We start from the raw sequence: 15,826 nt of genomic DNA on the forward strand, positions 1-15,826 counted from the left end.
CCTCCGGGTGCTTTTTACGGCCTTGTGATGGCAAAGATAACGCTTTCCCACCAAATATGTTTCCCGTGACTTACTCAAACGGAATAAGTACGGCCTCTATGAGGTGTATTACCCCGTTGGTGCCCTGAATATCGGTCGTAACAATATTAACTACGTTACCCGCGGCGTCGATGATTTGTGCGCCATCATCTAAAGAAAGCGTGATGTTAGCATCGGTGTTCAGCGTTGGAACAGAGCCAGGGGAAATGTTCTCGGCCCGTACGTTACCTGCCACTACGTGATAGGTCAGTACCTGGGTGAGTTGCTCCGGGCTCAGGTCCGCCACTACATCAGCTATTGCCTCAAAGGCGTCGTTGTCTGGCGCGAAAACGGTCAGTGGATCGGTGCCACTCAGTGCACCCACCAGGTTAGCGCCCGTTAGTGCGTTGGTTAAAGAACTGAGATTTTCGTTAGCTACCGTAAATTCTACGATCGACTGCGGGCTCAGAACCTGATTAACGGCGTGAATGACGCCGTTGCTGGCTACTACGTCAGCCACAACTACCTGGGTTTCGCCATTGACGAAAACACCGTCGGCGTTTTTCTTCAGGCCAACGGAGAGTGCGCTTTCGTTCGGGCCGTTTGTGTTGAGGCTGGCGGCGTAGGACTGCCCGTCAGCAATGTCTCCTGCCGGTACGGCTGCACCCAGAACGTGGTAAAGAAGTACTTCGGTGAGTGCATCGTCGGAAAGATCGTCAAGGTTGATGCCTGCGTCTGCAAAAGCATCATCGGTTGGGGCAAAGACGGTAAAGTTACCCGCGGCGGCGAGGGTAGCATCAAGGCCGGTCCGCTGCAGGGCCGTTACCAGTGTGGTGAAGCGGCCGTCACGAACGGCACGGTCAACAATGCTGGGAGGAAGAAGGACCGCGTCGATTACGTGGATAACACCATTGACACCTTCAATATCTGCAGAGGTGACGGTCGCGTCGTTTACGGTAATGGAACCACCGGAACGTTCTACAAACAGAGGCAGGGCGGTGGAACCCGGGCCAGTGGTATTGGCGGAACCAACGACTGTTTCTCCGTCGGCAATATCAGCAGAACGGACAATGCTGCCGGAAATCACGTGGTACAATAATACGTTGCGAAGATCATCGTCCGAAAGGTCGTCCAGATTAATGCCCGAGGCCGCAAAAGCTGCATTAGTTGGCGCAAATACGGTGAACCGCCCGGTGAAAATATCCAGGGTTGCGTCGAGCCCGGTACGCTCCAGGGCGGAGACCAGGGTAGAGAACTGGTCATCTCCTGCGGCAATATCAGTTATGGTGCCGATAACGGGTACAGTCGGGCGATCTTCATCATCATCACAAGAAGTGAAAGCGACGGTAAACAGCATAAGAATGGCTATCCATCTGCCTGATAGATTGGTAAGCATAATGTATGAATTGTAGCGGAGATTAAGGTGATAGTTTACTAATGACTCCCCGCTGGGTTATTGGGTTAAATTCAATGGTTACAATAGAAGAAACGATTGTTTTGTTCATGCCATTTCCCGCTTGGCCAGCCGTTTAACCAACTACTGTTAAAGTGCAGATTTTGGTGAACAATTTTCGCCAGCTCCTTGAAAGTCAGTTATTTGGGGCGCGGCCGCAGGGTGCAAGGCGGGAGCATTGAGGAGCAGGGGAGTGGCAGTGGCTCTCAGGGGGACTATCCGTGTTGCACTGCCGGCGAGTCCCACCCCCGGTCACGGGAGGCATCATTGATGTAGGCAAGCGCGGATTGAATGGAGAGAAAGTGGCGATCAGCACCCATTCGCTCCATTAGTCCCGATTTAAAAAGCATATCCCGGACCGGGCCGATGGTGCCGCAAAGGTATAGGCTGATGTTCCGACGCTCCAGACCTTCGAGAAAGCGCGTCAGCGCATAAATCCCGCTGGAATCGATGTCGTTAATGGTGTGTCCGTCAATGATAACTGCCCGTAAGGCGTCTCCTTTTTTTGCCACGAGGGCTTCCATCTCATCCCGAAAAAAATCGGCGTTGCTGAAGTACAGTTCAGAATCAAAACGGACGATCAATACGGTAGGGTCACATACTGAGCCTTTGAAACGTTCTACGTTGCGGAACGCATTAGTGCCTTCCACCCTTCCCAATTCTGCCAAGTGCGGGCGTGCCGCCCGCGCGAAGGCAAAGTACAGCGAAAGCAGAACCCCACCCGCAATACCGTATTGTAAGCCGGCGAACAGGGTAAAGAGGAAAGTTAATAGCAGGGTGAAAAATTCTTTGGGGGCCAGCGACCATAGCCGTTTCATTTCTCTGAGGTCAAATAAATTGCGGACCGAAAAAACAATGATAGCTGCCAATACGGGTTTGGGCAGGTAATAAAAAGCAGGGGTTAAGAAAAGGAGTACGACAACGAGCATCAGCGCAGACAGGATTCCGCTGACGGGGCTCCTGCCACCCGCTCCTTCCAAAACCGCAGACCGGCTAAAGCTGGCCGAAGTAGGAATGCCCTGGAAGAAAGCTCCCCCGATTTTACTTAAGCCCAGAGCTGCCAATTCCCGGTTAGGCCGGACTCGGTAATATTCGTAATCAGGAGCGAAAGCCTTGCCGATAGAGAGAGTTTCGACGAAAGAGATCAGGGAAATGACCAGTGCCACGGGCAGCACTTCCCGAATGGAGGCCATCGAAAGTTCGGGCAGCAAAAAGGAAGGCAGGCCGGAGGGGACGTAGCCAACGGTTGAAATATCCCAACTTTGACCTAATTGCCAGACCAATACCGTAGAGATGGCTACGACCAGAAAAAAGGTCGGAAACTTTTTGGGTAGAAAACGACTACCCAGCCATAGTACGATCAGGGTGCCTCCGCCCAGCAAGGCGGTGGGCCAATGAAAACTCTCCAGGCTATTAAATAGGTTCAATAGGGTGCTATGCAGAAAACCGGCTCGCTCGGCATTGATTCCCATCAGGGTGTTTAGCTGTGAAACCATGATGAGTACTGCCGCTGCTGAGACGAAGCCGGAAAGTACGGGCCGGCTCAACAGGCTGGCAATACCGCCTAGCCGCAGAATACTGTAAAGCAGCTGTAAGGCACCAGTTACCCCGGCGAGCAAAACAGCATAACCCAGATATTCGGCGGAACCAGGCTCGGCCAGTCCTGCCAGTCCGTTCAGGCATAGCAAGGATGCCAGGGCAGTTGGACCAACCGAAACATGTGGCGTGCTGGCCGTCAGGGCATAGATTACCATCGGGACCAGGGCGGCATAAAGACCGTAAACGGGGTCTACTCCCGCCAGCATTCCGTAGGCCATTGCCTGTGGAATGAGCAGTATGCATAGGGTGAAACCAGCCGTCAGATCGGACAGGAAGCCACCTTGGCGATAGTCAGCAGGAAAGGGAAACCAGTTGGCTGGCATGGGGGAGGTTGGCCGGTTTGAATGGTTAGCAAGAGCAAAGTTACGCATCGGTAAGCTAGGCCCGTCCGCCAGATTCGCCACCTGGCGCATCTTGTGCTTATGCTGACCAAACTTTTTTGCTGTGCTTTTCTGATGGCGCCCGCCCACGACACGATTCTGCCGCCCCCACCACCCCCCCCGATCGATGAGAATCAACTGTTTACTCATTGGGAAAAGATGCCGGAGATGGCCTTGTGTGATTACCTCAAAAACCCCTCAGAACGGAAGGAGTGTATGACGGAGCACATCATCAAAATTATTTATGGTAACCTGAAGTGGCCTCCGCTTGCCCGGGAAAGCTGCGTAGAAGGTATGGCCGTCATCTCCTTCGCAGTTACGGAAACAGGCGTATTAGAAGACTTTAAGATCGTCCGAGATCCGGGAGCCGGCACGGGGGAGGAAGCGCTCAGGGTAGTGAAATTGCTAGCGGAAGAAACCGGCCCCTGGCACCCGGGAACGGCTGGCCCGGACCGAAAACCCGTCCGTGTACAATACAATATGCCCGTAAAATTCAAGCTCAGGTAAGTCGCTTTTGTGGACTTGAGAGCACTTGATTTGCCGAAAGGTTGGCTAACACTTAGCGCTAACGTCCTTTTAACATACACTCTTCGCACTTTATAACCCTTTACCTACGTTGGTAAGGCTGTACCTTTGCGGTCTTTTCCGGATGTACCTCCGGAATAGACTGTATCAGGTGGCTTCAAAACTGTCGTCTCCCCCTTTGAACTGAATTTGCTCGGTATGCAACACGGCTCTACGCTCCGTTCCATCATTACTCTTTTTTTCTTTTGTTGCCTGCTGGCTCCAATGAGCCTGCTGGCTCAGCGGCCCGTAGCGGTAAAGATTCCTGATGTTTCTAAGGACAAACTGCCTCTCCCGTTAAAAATGGACTGTAATGATGCTGGCCAGGTAAGTGAGTTCGCTGACTTTCAAATGGTGAGTACAAGTTTTGGGACCAATATTCAATCTACTGATGTTCGGCCCTTCAACAACCGACCAGATACTATCTTCCTTTGCTTTGATGATCAATTTACGGTAGACATCGTTCCGGGGTCTGAAGATCTTTCCGGAGATCCCTTCCCGGCCACAACGCCAGGAGTCGGCTTTGCTTTCTATCGCTGTGCACCAACGGTCACCGGGCCAACTATTCAGGATATTCGTGCCGATGCCTGTGTAGCCGATAACGGTCTCACTCCTTTTGATGCTCTGGCCGTTGGCGTTAATGCTACAGGGTACGCTACGGGAGACTATAAGCTAATCGTTGCTAATGATTTGCAAGGAGGATTTACGATTCCCGGCCTTTTTCCCGTTGGAGGAGAACCAACTCCGGTAGTGTTGACGCTGGCGCCCATCACTTTTGACGATTTTGACGATACTGCGTTTGAGGCAGTTTATGAAGGCAACCCCATTGGCCAATGTGTCGATGTTGCCATAGATCAACGATTTCAGGTGGCTTACCTTAATCCAGTCAATGTGGCTAACCTTGGCGTTGATCCGGGCATCGCTTGTGAAGGACTGTTTGATGTTCGGGGGGGGACCCCGGAGCTACGTGGTGGTACGGGATATAATATCACCATTGAAGAGACAACTACGGGAGCAAGGGCAACGATCCTTACCCCATCAGACCAGATAGTGCACAACGCCGTAATCCGTTATCGGGTGCCGGCTGCAGGTACTTACCGTATCTCCATTGAAGATGCTAATGGCTGCCCACTGGAAAATACGACCATTACGCACACGGATGGCTGCCCGCAGCCAGTCGGTTTTACCTTCCCTTACGGTACGGGCTTACCGGGCGAAAGCTTCTGTCTCCCCGTAACGGTGGATAATTTTACGGACGTTGTTGGTTTTCAGTTTGAACTTGGATTTGATCCTGCAGTACTTCGTTTTGATAGCTTAAACAACTTTAGTACTGACCTTGTCGCCGGTGTCGCGTTTAATGGCCCGGTAAGCAGTGGGGGCACACTTAGTGAAGGAACGGTCCGAATAGTTTACAGCGATAACTTTGCTGGTCCTTCTACGATTCCCCAAGGCGGGCAAATCTTTGATGTATGCTTTACCATTATTGGTGATCTGGACGATCAAAGCCCACTGGACTTTAATACTGGAGCAGGTACAATTGGTGTTGAGTATACCCGAGACTCTGGAGAAATAGGGGAGCCAACGAGTCGCCCGGGGGCTATCTCCGTAACCGATCAGGCCTTCCTGGTGGAGCTTGATCCGGAAGGAGAAATCTGTGTCGATAGTGACGATGGAAGCATTATGGTCCGGGCCTCCGGTACGGAGGGGCCGTTTGAGTTTTCTCTTCGCCAGATAATGCCGGTGCTGGAGCCAGGCTTCAGACCCTCACAGACCCAGAACACGGTTCCCGCAACCATCACCTTCCCGAGCCTGGAGGCGGCAACCTATGAAGTCCGGGTAGTCGATGGAAACGGAGCGGTTGTTTTGCAGGAAATTGAGGTGGCGTCCGGTTTGGACGTCAACGTAATCGTACTGGTAAACAATGCCCCGTCCTGTGCCGGATTTGATGATGGGGAGGTACGTGCTGATGTATTTGCTAACGGAGTACTCGTAGTGGACCCCGTCGCGGCAGGCTATACTTTTGCCTGGGAGAACAGCACGGAAACCAGCGAAGTACTGAGTAACCTGACCGCAGGAAACTATGAAGTGACGGTTACCGCTCCGAATGGTATTTGTAGTAGTACGGATATTGGTCCTTTGGGCGACCCTGATCCGGTAACCACTCCGACCATGAACATTGATGATGCTACCTGTTCCGGAGCACCGGATGGCTCTATTGCCGTCGGTGCCCAGGGGGGCGTTGGTCCCTATGATATTCAGTGGCCAGGAGCATTGGGGACTGACATGGGGGTGTCGACTTCCTTCCGGGACAACCTCCTCCCGGGTGATTACGAGGTCTTCGTAACCGATAGCGAAGGGTGTGCGGATACCTCCGTTTTCACCCTTTCTGCAGAAAAAATACTGGACATCAATTTCACGATTGACAGCATCGCCTGTTTCGGAGATGCGAATGCGGTCATCAACGTCAGTGGTACGGTGACGGGGGCTCCGCCCGTTGGGGATTATTTCGCCCGAATTGTGAACCTGGCTACTTCGGTAGTTGGGCCGGAGGAGAGAATTGTCAACAATGACCCCTTCCCCTTCTCTGGTTTGGATACGGGAACCTACGTGATCGTACTCCGGGACGAAGACCCTGCAGGCTGTGAGACGACCGATACCATCAGGATTACGCAACCCGACTTACTGGAGATTGACGATGACCTGATGATCACCAATGAGACCTGTACGACGGGGATGGACGGGACGGTTACGGCCGCCGTTGCTGGCGGCACCATGCCCTATGAATATCGTTGGGTAAACGATAGCCTCGATATGCCAATGGACACCATCACGCCGGGAATGGCCCTGACCAGCCTGAGCGCTGACACCAATTATATACTCATCGTGACGGACAGGAACGGTTGTACGGACACCGCTCGTTTTACCATCAATGCACCTGCGGCCGCGCAACTAATGCCCATTGATACCAGCTTCATTTCCTGTCCCGGAGATGCGGACGGGCAACTTACGGTAGTGGCTACCCCGCCCATGGGAGAAACGATTACCAGTTTCCGCTGGTTCCGGGTCAACGCTGACGGTAGCTTAGGCAGCCTAGTCGCTAATGGTGCTACAACAGACGATAATCTGCCAGTAGGTGTTTACGAAGTGCAGGTGATAACCTCCAACTCCTGTACAATTGCCGCACGCGGTGTTGTGGTCAGCCCGGGTGAAGTATTCTTAAACGGATTTAGTGCAAACGACCCCCAATGCCCTGGCGACGCCAACGGCAGCATATTCCTCGACCCTGCGGGAGGAACACCGAACGCTAACGGAACCTACAATTACGTATGGTCTACCGATCCTTTTGGAGCACCTACGCAGAATCCGGCCTTCACGAACCTGACAGCCGGTAGTTACACCGTTACGATTACGGATGCGAATGGCTGTCTGCCCGCTTTTGATACCACTTTCGTACTGGTCGATCCGCCGGCCATTACCGGTACTTTTGCTCTCACGCCGGTTAGCTGTCCGGATGATATGGTGATGGATGGCTCGGCTACCTTCACGGCCAGCTATTCCGATGGTACCCAGGGTACCTATGACTTTATCTGGCCGGCCACCGGTGGTAATGCTTCAGGAGTAATGATGGACACCGAAGACAACCTCGCCCGCGGGCCCGTTACCGTTCGGGTTACGGATGGTGTTTGTAGTGAATCTTTCGTTGATACTATTCGCAGCCCCGACGCTTTTGAAGTAGTGCTGGAAACAGAACCAGTAAGTTGTAACGGATTGACGGACGGAGAGGCCACCGCCATCGTCACCGGTGGTACCCCCGGCTACGTTTTCGATTGGGGCGCAGCTTCAACGGATACGGATAATAGTATCAGTAATTTGGCTGCCAGTAATGCCTACCAGGTTCAGATCACCGACATGAACGGCTGCTCCCCCGCAGCAGAATCGTTTATCATTCGTGAGCCAGACCCACTCACCCTTACGGTTGATCAGGCGCTATCAACAGAAACGGTCCAGTGTGCCGGAGATGCGAATGGTCGGATCAACGTCTTCATCAGCAGTACGAATAATAATGACCTGGCGATGAATCCTTATTCCTGGTCCGGTAATGTTGCTGCGGCGGATTCTCCGCTGGCCAGTGACCTTGCACCGGGAACCTACTCGGTTACCGTTACGGACGTTGAAGGCTGCCAGGACAGCGTCTCCTACACCATCGGAGAGCCAGAGGCTATAACCTTTAATGTTCTTCCCATTGAGGAGCCGCTCTGCTTTGGAGAGACGACGCCCGTGTTGATTGATACGGCCTTTGGAGGTACGTCCAATGGCATCGAGGATTTCTCTTTCTCCGTAAACAACGATGGCTTCCGTATCAACGTCGGCCAGGCAGGTAGTGCCTTTGCCGGAGAGGTGGTCGTTACGGTCTTCGACAGTGTAGGCTGTTCTGCCGACCAAACTTTCAGTGTCAACCAGCCGCCGCAGATCATCATTGACCTGCCCGAAGAAATTACCGTTGAGTTGGGCGATAGCCTTACCAGGCTCAATCCGCTCATCAGCCCCGCCGGTGATATTTATGAATTCTTATGGACGCCAGCGGATTTCCTCAGCTCTGATACCGTCCGCAACCCGCTACTGTTTCCTTTTGAGAGCCGGGACTATACTTTCCAGGTCACCAACATGAACGGTTGTCAGGCATTTGCGGACATCTTTGTTGATGTGGATGCTAACCGAAACGTTTACATCCCGAATGTCTTCAGCCCGAACCGGGACGGTAGAAATGAAGACTTCCGCATTTTCGCCTGTCAGGGCGTCCGGCGCGTCAACTCCGTTCAGGTGTTTGATCGTTGGGGAGGACTTCTCTTCTCTAAAACCAACTTTGAGCCTAACTGCCTCGATGGCATCAAGCTCTGGGAAGGAGAAGGGCAGAATGGAAAGCCCGTTAACCCCGGCGTATTTGTTTACGTAGTAGAGGTGGAATTCCTGGATGACGTGAAGCTGGTGTACCGCGGAGACGTTACGGTACTTCGGTAAAAGAACGCTTGTGGTTCATTTGAACACAGCCTGCGGCTGGCCAACCTTTATTAATCCTTAGTGATTGATGACCGTTGGCCAGCCGCTTCTTTTTTGGCGCAGGACGCAGGTGCAAGGGGAAGGAAAATGGAGCAATGAGCTCAGGAAGACACTTTTCAAACAAAAACATTACGCAAAAAGATTACAAAAATGCACTTATCGTCATAAAGTGAAAATATTTTTGCTTTTTTATACATAAAGTGTTGCGCGGTAGTTTGCTTGTGTTTATATTTGTGTCACAACAAAACAAAAGCAGTACTTTCAATAAAACAAAAATGGCAGATACTAACAAAGAAACCGCCGCCAAGCTAAAGGCACTCCAAATGACGATTGATCGTCTGGATAAAGCTTATGGTAAAGGCACCATTATGCGTCTGGGGGAAAGCCAGGCAGCAAATGTAGAAGCTATTCCCACGGGCTCTCTCGGGCTTGATGTAGCCCTCGGTATCGGAGGTCTTCCTAAAGGACGAATCATCGAAGTTTATGGCCCGGAATCTTCGGGTAAGACAACCCTTGCTATCCATGCTATCGCAGAATGTCAGAAGCGTGGAGGTATTGCGGCTATCGTTGATGCAGAACATGCCTTTGACCGGTTCTACGCCCAGAGCCTGGGAGTAGACACGGACAATCTGTTGATCTCTCAACCCGACAATGGTGAGCAGGCGCTGGAAATTGCAGAAAACCTTATCCGCTCCGGCGCTATCGATATTTTGGTGGTTGATTCCGTTGCGGCTCTTGTTCCCCGTGCAGAAATTGAAGGAGAAATGGGCGACAGCAAAATGGGCCTGCAGGCTCGTCTTATGTCGCAGGCCATGCGTAAGCTTACCGGTACTATCGGTAAGACCGGATGTTGCTGTATTTTCATTAACCAGCTCCGGGAGAAGATTGGTGTTATGTTCGGTAACCCCGAAACGACTACGGGAGGTAATGCACTGAAGTTCTATGCTTCTGTTCGTTTGGACATCCGCCGCTCCGGTGCTGCCATCAAGGATAAAGAAGGCAATGTTGTTGGCAATCACGTGAAAGTGAAAGTGGCTAAGAATAAACTGGCCGCTCCATTCCGGGTCGCTGAGTTTGACATCATGTATGGCGAAGGTATCTCCAAGCGAGGTGAAATTGTCGACCTGGGTGTTGATCAGGACATCATCGCTAAATCTGGTGCCTGGTACGCTTACGGTGATGCTAAAATCGCTCAGGGTCGGGAAGCCGCCAAACAATTCATGATGGACAACCCCGAAGTGGCCGACGAGATTGAAGCAAAAATCAAGGCTAAACTCATGGGCATTGATGAAGAAGAAGTAGCTCCCGCTGCCAGCAACGGCAAGGGGAAGAAAGCAGATGCTGCAGTAGAAGCCTAAATGGCTTGCCCTGCTTAGGCAATACTCACTGACTTCCTCGGGGAGTTACGGTCAGAAGGCCGGCGTCCAGCATTACCTCAATGAGGTGGGGCTGGGGGCCGGCCTTTCTTTTTGCGTTGAAAGCTGATACGGCTTAGTATCAGAGTTTTGCATTTACATGGTAAGCAGCTGCCGGATGCTGGTTAGCTATAGCTCACGGGCATGTATGCTGGTCGGGTCTCTGCTGGCTTAAATGCCGGCAAACAACCGAAACGCTTTCATCTTCCCATTCCGCCGTAACTTTGCCTGTCCTTCAGGCGTTAGTAATACCTCCAAACCAAAGTCAATATGTTTCCCACCTACGACGTAATTGTTGTCGGAGCCGGCCACGCCGGCTGTGAAGCTGCCATCGCTGCGGCTAACCTCGGTGCAAAGGTGCTGCTGGCAACGATGAACCTGAACACCATCGCTCAGATGAGTTGCAACCCCGCTATGGGCGGTGTAGGCAAGGGGCAGATTGTACGAGAAATTGACGCCATGGGCGGATACTCCGGCATCATCACCGACGAGACGATGGTCCAGTTCCGGATGCTGAACAAGAGTAAGGGCCCCGCGATGTGGAGCCCACGGGCGCAGAGCGATCGGATGGCCTTCGCCCTCAATTGGCGGCAGAAGCTGGAAGCACACCCTAACGTTGACTTCTGGCAGGAGATGATTACCGGTGTCATCATTAAAGATGGTCGTGCGAAGGGTGTCTACACGAGCCTTGGTCTGGAGATCCCGGGCCATTCGGTGGTGTTGACTAATGGTACTTTCCTGAACGGTACGATCCACATCGGCGAGAAGCAGTTTGGTGGTGGCCGCGCCGGAGAGCGCGCCGCAACGGGCCTTACCGCCCAGCTGGAAGAAATTGGCTTTGAGAGCGGACGCATGAAGACGGGCACGCCCGCCCGCCTGGACGGTCGCTCTCTTGACTGGTCGAAGATGGAAGAACAACCCGGAGACGAGAACCCCGGCCGCTTCAGCTACACCGATACGCCGCCGCTGACGGATCAGATGCCCTGCCACATCACCTACACCAGCCAGGAAGTACACGATACTTTGCGGGAGGGTTTTGATCGCAGCCCGATGTTCAACGGTCGGATTCGCGGCCTGGGGCCGCGCTACTGCCCCAGTATTGAAGATAAGATCGACCGTTTCGCCGGTCGCGACCGTCACCAGCTCTTCGTGGAGCCCGAAGGCAGAAATACCTGTGAGATTTACGTCAATGGCTTCAGCTCGAGCTTGCCGGAGGATGTGCAGTATAAGGCGTTGCGTAAGATCGTTGGCTTTGAGAACGCGAAAATGTTCCGGCCTGGCTATGCTATTGAGTACGACTTCTTCCCGCCCACACAGTTGCAGGCGACGCTGGAGACCCGGCTTGTGCCCCGGCTTTATTTTGCCGGACAAATCAACGGTACGACCGGCTACGAAGAAGCCGGCTGCCAGGGCATGATGGCCGGCTTTAACGCTGCGCTGGCCGTTCAGGAGCGAGAGCCACTGGTGCTGAAGCGCAGCGATGCCTACATCGGTGTACTGATTGATGACCTGATCAACAAGGGCACCAAGGAGCCCTACCGAATGTTTACCAGCCGGGCGGAGTACCGGATTTTGCTGCGGCAGGATGACGCTGACCTGCGACTTAGCCCCGTAGCCGACGCCCTTGGCGTACAAAATATGGAGCAACGGATGACGCGGGTAAACGACAAGCGTGCCGGGGTGGAGGCGATCCAGCGGGAGTTACGCAATCACAGTGTAACGCCGGATCAGCTGAACAATTTTCTGGCCTCGAAGGGAGAAACCCCACTGAAGCAGGGTGTAAAGCTACTCTCCGTGCTCACCCGTCCCGGTGTTACCATTGAGGGGCTGGCTACGGCCGTGCCCGCTCTGGAGAGCTTCCTGTCAAGATATGATGCGGAGACAATCAACCTGGCCGAAGTAACCCTGAAGTACGAAGGGTACATCGAGCGGGAGCAGGCGGCAGTAGATAAAATGAACCGCCTGGAGGGTATTCGTCTGCACAATACCTTCGACTACGAAAGTCTCACCTCGCTGAGTAAGGAAGCCCGGCAGAAGCTCAATGAGCTAAAACCGCGAACGATTGGTCAGGCGAGCCGCATTTCTGGCGTGAGCCCCGCTGACGTGAGCGTCTTGTTGGTGCATTTGGGTCGCTAAGCAGTCCTTTTCAATATTCGATGAGGAAGCAATTGGCTTTTACTCAACCCTTCCCCCCCCTTTCCGCGTTAGCAAGCTGAAGTGGCTATGGAAGACAAGACCATCCTCATAACTGGAGCAAATGACGGCATTGGCCGCGCCACAGCTGAACGGCTGGCGGCCCGGGGTGCGCACCTCGTACTGGCCTGCCGGGATGAAGTGAAAGCCCAGCAGACGGCCCAGGCTATTACCAGCAAAACGGGCAACCATCGCATTGATACCCTTCCGTTGGACTTAAGCAGCTTTCGCTCGGTTCGGGCGGCAGCAGATGAGTTTTTGGCCGAGCATCCTAAGCTTGATGTGCTGATTAATAACGCAGGCGTATATACCGATACACTGGAAATAACGGAAGATGGCTACGAGTTACAGTTCGCCGTCAATCACCTCGGGCATTTTTTGCTGACGATGTTGTTGCTGCCGGCCCTGCGTTGTTGCCGGAACTGTAGCCGGGTCATTAATGTGAGCAGTGCGCTGCACTTTAAGGGGGGGCTTGATTTTAGTTCCTTTGACGGGAAGGCCGCAGGCAAAAGCTACAGCGGTACGAAAGCTTACGCCCAGAGTAAACTCTCTAATGTGCTCTTTACGATGGAGCTGGACCGACGCTTCGGGCAGGAGTTGACGACGAACTGCCTGCACCCTGGTCTGGTGGGTACCCGGCTGGCGAATAAGAAAGCCGGAGCGCTGACGAGTACGGTTTGGTCTATGTACAAGCCCTTTGCCATCAAACCAAACAAGGGGGCGGATACGTCGGTCTACCTGGCGGCAAGCCCGGAGGTGAAGGATGTTTCCGGCCGGTATTTTGACGAAAACCAGTGCTTGCAAAAGCCATCGAGCATTGCCCGCAATGAGCAACTGGCCCGCCGGCTGTGGGAATACAGTGAGCAGGCCGTAGCGGATTTCCTGAAGGGAGAGGAAGAGTAGGGCGCGGGGCCGCAGGTGCAAAGGAATTGCTTGATAACAGCAGTGGCTGCTGCCTCAACCCTCCGTCTCAGGAGAATCGTTTTGGATGGAAAGACCGTGCTTGCGGCGGGGCACTCTCTGCTCTTTTACCCCGCTTTGCACCTGCGAGTTGCGCCCCCGTACTATCAAATTGCCGTCACGTTTGCGTTTCCCCTTTTCTACTAAACCCGCAATCTTTACCTTCGCCTTATGGCACTAGATCAAGTGGACGTAGATGACTGGGAAGTCGACGAAGACGGAAAGCCCCAACCACCTGGGGACAAAGAGATGTCTTTCGTAGATCACCTCGAAGAACTGAGATGGCACGTGATGCGGTCATTGATCGCCATTGTGCTGTGTGGTATCGTGCTTTTTATCTTCAATGACTGGTACTTCCGGCACGTTTTATTTGGCACGAATTACGACGATTTTCCCAGCTATAAGTTTTTCTGCAACCTGAGTCAATGGCTTGGGACGGGAGAAGCACTCTGTATGACGGGCCCGAATGTGATCATCCAGGCAACCGAATTTGGCGAATCTTTTATTACCGCAGTGAAGATGTCATTCATCGGTGGTTTCGTCATTTCGTTTCCTTACGTCTTTTATCAAATTTGGTCTTTTATTCGTCCGGGGCTCTACAAAGAAGAGCAAAAGGCTACGCGCGGCGTTATCTTTATTTGCTCCCTGTTGTTTTTCATCGGTGTCTGTTTTGGCTTTTTTGTCATCGCGCCCTTCGGCACAAACTTTCTGATGGGCTTTGAAGTTGGCGGGGCCGTTAACCAGCCGAAGATGGGCTCAATGGTCAGCTACATGGTCATGTTTACCCTGCCCGCTGCCCTGATTTTTGAACTCCCCGTTCTCGTTCATTTTCTGGCTAGCTTCGGTCTGATAACGGCCGAAAGTATGCGCAAATACCGTAAACACAGTTTTATCGGTATACTCGTTCTGGCCAGTATCCTGACGCCTCCGGACGTGGTTACTCAGGTGCTGATCGCCCTGCCGCTGTACGTTCTTTACGAAATCTCAGTCTTCATCGCTAAACGCGCGCAGAAGAAGTATCAGGCGGGGCTGGAGTAAACTTATTCACTCCCCACTTCACTATCTTTGCGGACACAAAAGCTTTTACATGTTTATCATTCCTCCGTACGTACGTTTTGCCCTGATTGCCCTCTGTTTGATCGGGGGTATTGCTCTTTGGGCCAGTCTGGGCGTCTGGTACGGTATTTTCTTCGTCATTACGGGGATTATCCTTTTCGTTGGTTACGTGCTGCTGGGGACGGTCGCACCGGCGGCTAAAGCCATCCAGGTACAAGACTTCGATGGTGCTGAAAAGCTGCTCAATCTGACGCTAAAGCCTGAGTGGCTCTACAGCGCCAACCGCGCCTTCTATTACATGATGAAAGGTAACATCTCTCTGGCACGTAAAGACATCAATGGCGGGGAGGCCTGGCTCCGTAAGGCAGAGCAGATCGATATCCCTACGCCAACGGAGAAAGCGACCCTTCACTTCCAATTGGCTCAGATCGAGTACCAGCGTAAAAATTTCACCGCTGCCAAGAAGTACCTCGCCAAGGCTAAGGAGGCCAACATCAAGATCCCGCAAATCCGGGAACAAATTGATATGATGGATCAGGCGCTCAAGCAGTCCGGTCAGGTCAAAGCCGCTCAGCGAATGGGTAAGCAGGGGCACGGTATGATGGCACGTGGCAATAAGCGCCGGCGGCCGAAGAACCGGTAAGGTTGTCTGGTGGTGCTTCTGGTCTTGTTGGCTGCCGAAAGGGGGAGGTGGCAGAATTGTTTCGTTCCTACTTGCTTTTGAGAGCCATACTTCTGATGCCAGAAGCTGAAACAGTACCATAACAACGCATTGGACTACGAATGATCCTTCAGTTTTGGGTTGTTCCGATGCCGTTCGCTATCCCGCTTCGTTTTCTTCTCCAGGTTTTTCTTTAGCGCATCCTCCAGGTCCACGCCCGTTTGATTGGCCAGGCAGATGAGGACGAATAGAACGTCCGCCATCTCGTCCGCTAGTTGGGCCGGAGCGCTGGCGGCGTCTTCTGGCCGTTTAAAAGACTGCTCCCCATACATCCGGGCCATTAAGCGCGCTACTTCACCCGTTTCCTCCATCAGGATGGCCGTGTTGGTCAGTTCGTCGTAGTAGCGTATGCCTACGGTATTAATCCAATGATCTACAGTGGATTGGGCCTTGGCGAGTGTCATTGGTG

10 protein-coding genes are annotated in these 15,826 nt (G+C 52.9%); 7 read left to right on the forward strand and 3 right to left on the reverse strand.

Translation table 11 applies throughout. The features are described from left to right. Window positions 1–70: 70 nt before the first annotated feature. A complete protein-coding gene (locus BM123_RS03540) occupies window positions 71–1,414 on the reverse strand; it encodes a fasciclin domain-containing protein (protein WP_090165449.1) in 1,344 nt (447 codons plus the stop codon). Window positions 1,415–1,686: 272 nt separating this feature from the next. Further along, window positions 1,687–3,393: a SulP family inorganic anion transporter gene (locus BM123_RS03545; RefSeq protein ID WP_175489235.1), complete on the reverse strand. Its 1,707-nt coding sequence runs from the start codon at window positions 3,391–3,393 to the stop codon at window positions 1,687–1,689. A gap of 99 nt (window positions 3,394–3,492) precedes the next feature. Here BM123_RS03545 and BM123_RS03550 point away from each other — a divergent pair, with 99 nt between their 5' ends. The 7 genes from BM123_RS03550 to BM123_RS03580 all read left to right on the forward strand — a co-directional run bounded on the left by BM123_RS03550 (window position 3,493) and on the right by BM123_RS03580 (window position 15,339). Then, a complete protein-coding gene (locus BM123_RS03550) occupies window positions 3,493–3,957 on the forward strand; it encodes a TonB family protein (RefSeq protein WP_090165761.1) in 465 nt (154 codons plus the stop codon). Window positions 3,958–4,173: 216 nt separating this feature from the next. Continuing rightward, window positions 4,174–9,033 (forward strand): T9SS type B sorting domain-containing protein, encoded by a 4,860-nt coding sequence (locus BM123_RS03555; protein WP_090165451.1) that lies wholly within the window; start codon window positions 4,174–4,176, stop codon window positions 9,031–9,033. Between the two features lie 314 nt (window positions 9,034–9,347). Next, entirely contained in the window at window positions 9,348–10,430 is a 1,083-nt protein-coding gene (recA, locus tag BM123_RS03560) for a recombinase RecA (protein ID WP_090165452.1), read from the forward strand. Window positions 10,431–10,757: 327 nt separating this feature from the next. Continuing rightward, entirely contained in the window at window positions 10,758–12,623 is a 1,866-nt protein-coding gene (gene mnmG, locus BM123_RS03565) for a tRNA uridine-5-carboxymethylaminomethyl(34) synthesis enzyme MnmG (RefSeq protein ID WP_090165453.1), read from the forward strand. An 87-nt stretch (window positions 12,624–12,710) separates the two neighbouring features. Further along, complete coding sequence (locus BM123_RS03570) at window positions 12,711–13,583, forward strand: SDR family oxidoreductase (protein ID WP_090165454.1); 873 nt, start codon at window positions 12,711–12,713, stop codon at window positions 13,581–13,583. 228 nt (window positions 13,584–13,811) lie between these two features. Further along, the gene (tatC, locus tag BM123_RS03575) at window positions 13,812–14,678 is read left to right on the forward strand and encodes a twin-arginine translocase subunit TatC (RefSeq protein ID WP_090165455.1); all 867 of its coding nucleotides are present in this window, start codon (window positions 13,812–13,814) and stop codon (window positions 14,676–14,678) included. Window positions 14,679–14,727: 49 nt separating this feature from the next. Next, window positions 14,728–15,339, forward strand: a complete 612-nt coding sequence (locus BM123_RS03580) for a hypothetical protein (RefSeq protein ID WP_090165456.1) — start codon at window positions 14,728–14,730, stop codon at window positions 15,337–15,339. Window positions 15,340–15,473: 134 nt separating this feature from the next. Here the strand turns inward: BM123_RS03580 and BM123_RS03585 are convergent, their stop codons facing one another. Next, entirely contained in the window at window positions 15,474–15,821 is a 348-nt protein-coding gene (locus tag BM123_RS03585; RefSeq protein WP_090165457.1) for a nucleotide pyrophosphohydrolase, read from the reverse strand. Window positions 15,822–15,826 lie beyond the last annotated feature (5 nt).

This window comes from Neolewinella agarilytica (assembly GCF_900110645.1).
GTDB classification, from domain to species: domain Bacteria; phylum Bacteroidota; class Bacteroidia; order Chitinophagales; family Saprospiraceae; genus Neolewinella; species Neolewinella agarilytica.

Excerpts from the sequence above, each read along its gene's own strand:
- BM123_RS03555 (WP_090165451.1), top strand. The coding sequence starts at position 4,174 with ATGCAACACGGCTCTACGCTCCGTTCCATCATTACTCTTTTTTTCTTT.
- tatC (WP_090165455.1), top strand. The coding sequence starts at position 13,812 with ATGGCACTAGATCAAGTGGACGTAGATGACTGGGAAGTCGACGAAGAC.
- BM123_RS03585 (WP_090165457.1), bottom strand. The coding sequence starts at position 15,821 with ATGACACTCGCCAAGGCCCAATCCACTGTAGATCATTGGATTAATACC.
- BM123_RS03580 (WP_090165456.1), top strand. The coding sequence starts at position 14,728 with ATGTTTATCATTCCTCCGTACGTACGTTTTGCCCTGATTGCCCTCTGT.
- BM123_RS03545 (WP_175489235.1), bottom strand. The coding sequence starts at position 3,393 with ATGCCAGCCAACTGGTTTCCCTTTCCTGCTGACTATCGCCAAGGTGGC.
- BM123_RS03570 (WP_090165454.1), top strand. The coding sequence starts at position 12,711 with ATGGAAGACAAGACCATCCTCATAACTGGAGCAAATGACGGCATTGGC.
- BM123_RS03540 (WP_090165449.1), bottom strand. The coding sequence starts at position 1,414 with ATGCTTACCAATCTATCAGGCAGATGGATAGCCATTCTTATGCTGTTT.
- mnmG (WP_090165453.1), top strand. The coding sequence starts at position 10,758 with ATGTTTCCCACCTACGACGTAATTGTTGTCGGAGCCGGCCACGCCGGC.
- BM123_RS03550 (WP_090165761.1), top strand. The coding sequence starts at position 3,493 with ATGCTGACCAAACTTTTTTGCTGTGCTTTTCTGATGGCGCCCGCCCAC.
- recA (WP_090165452.1), top strand. The coding sequence starts at position 9,348 with ATGGCAGATACTAACAAAGAAACCGCCGCCAAGCTAAAGGCACTCCAA.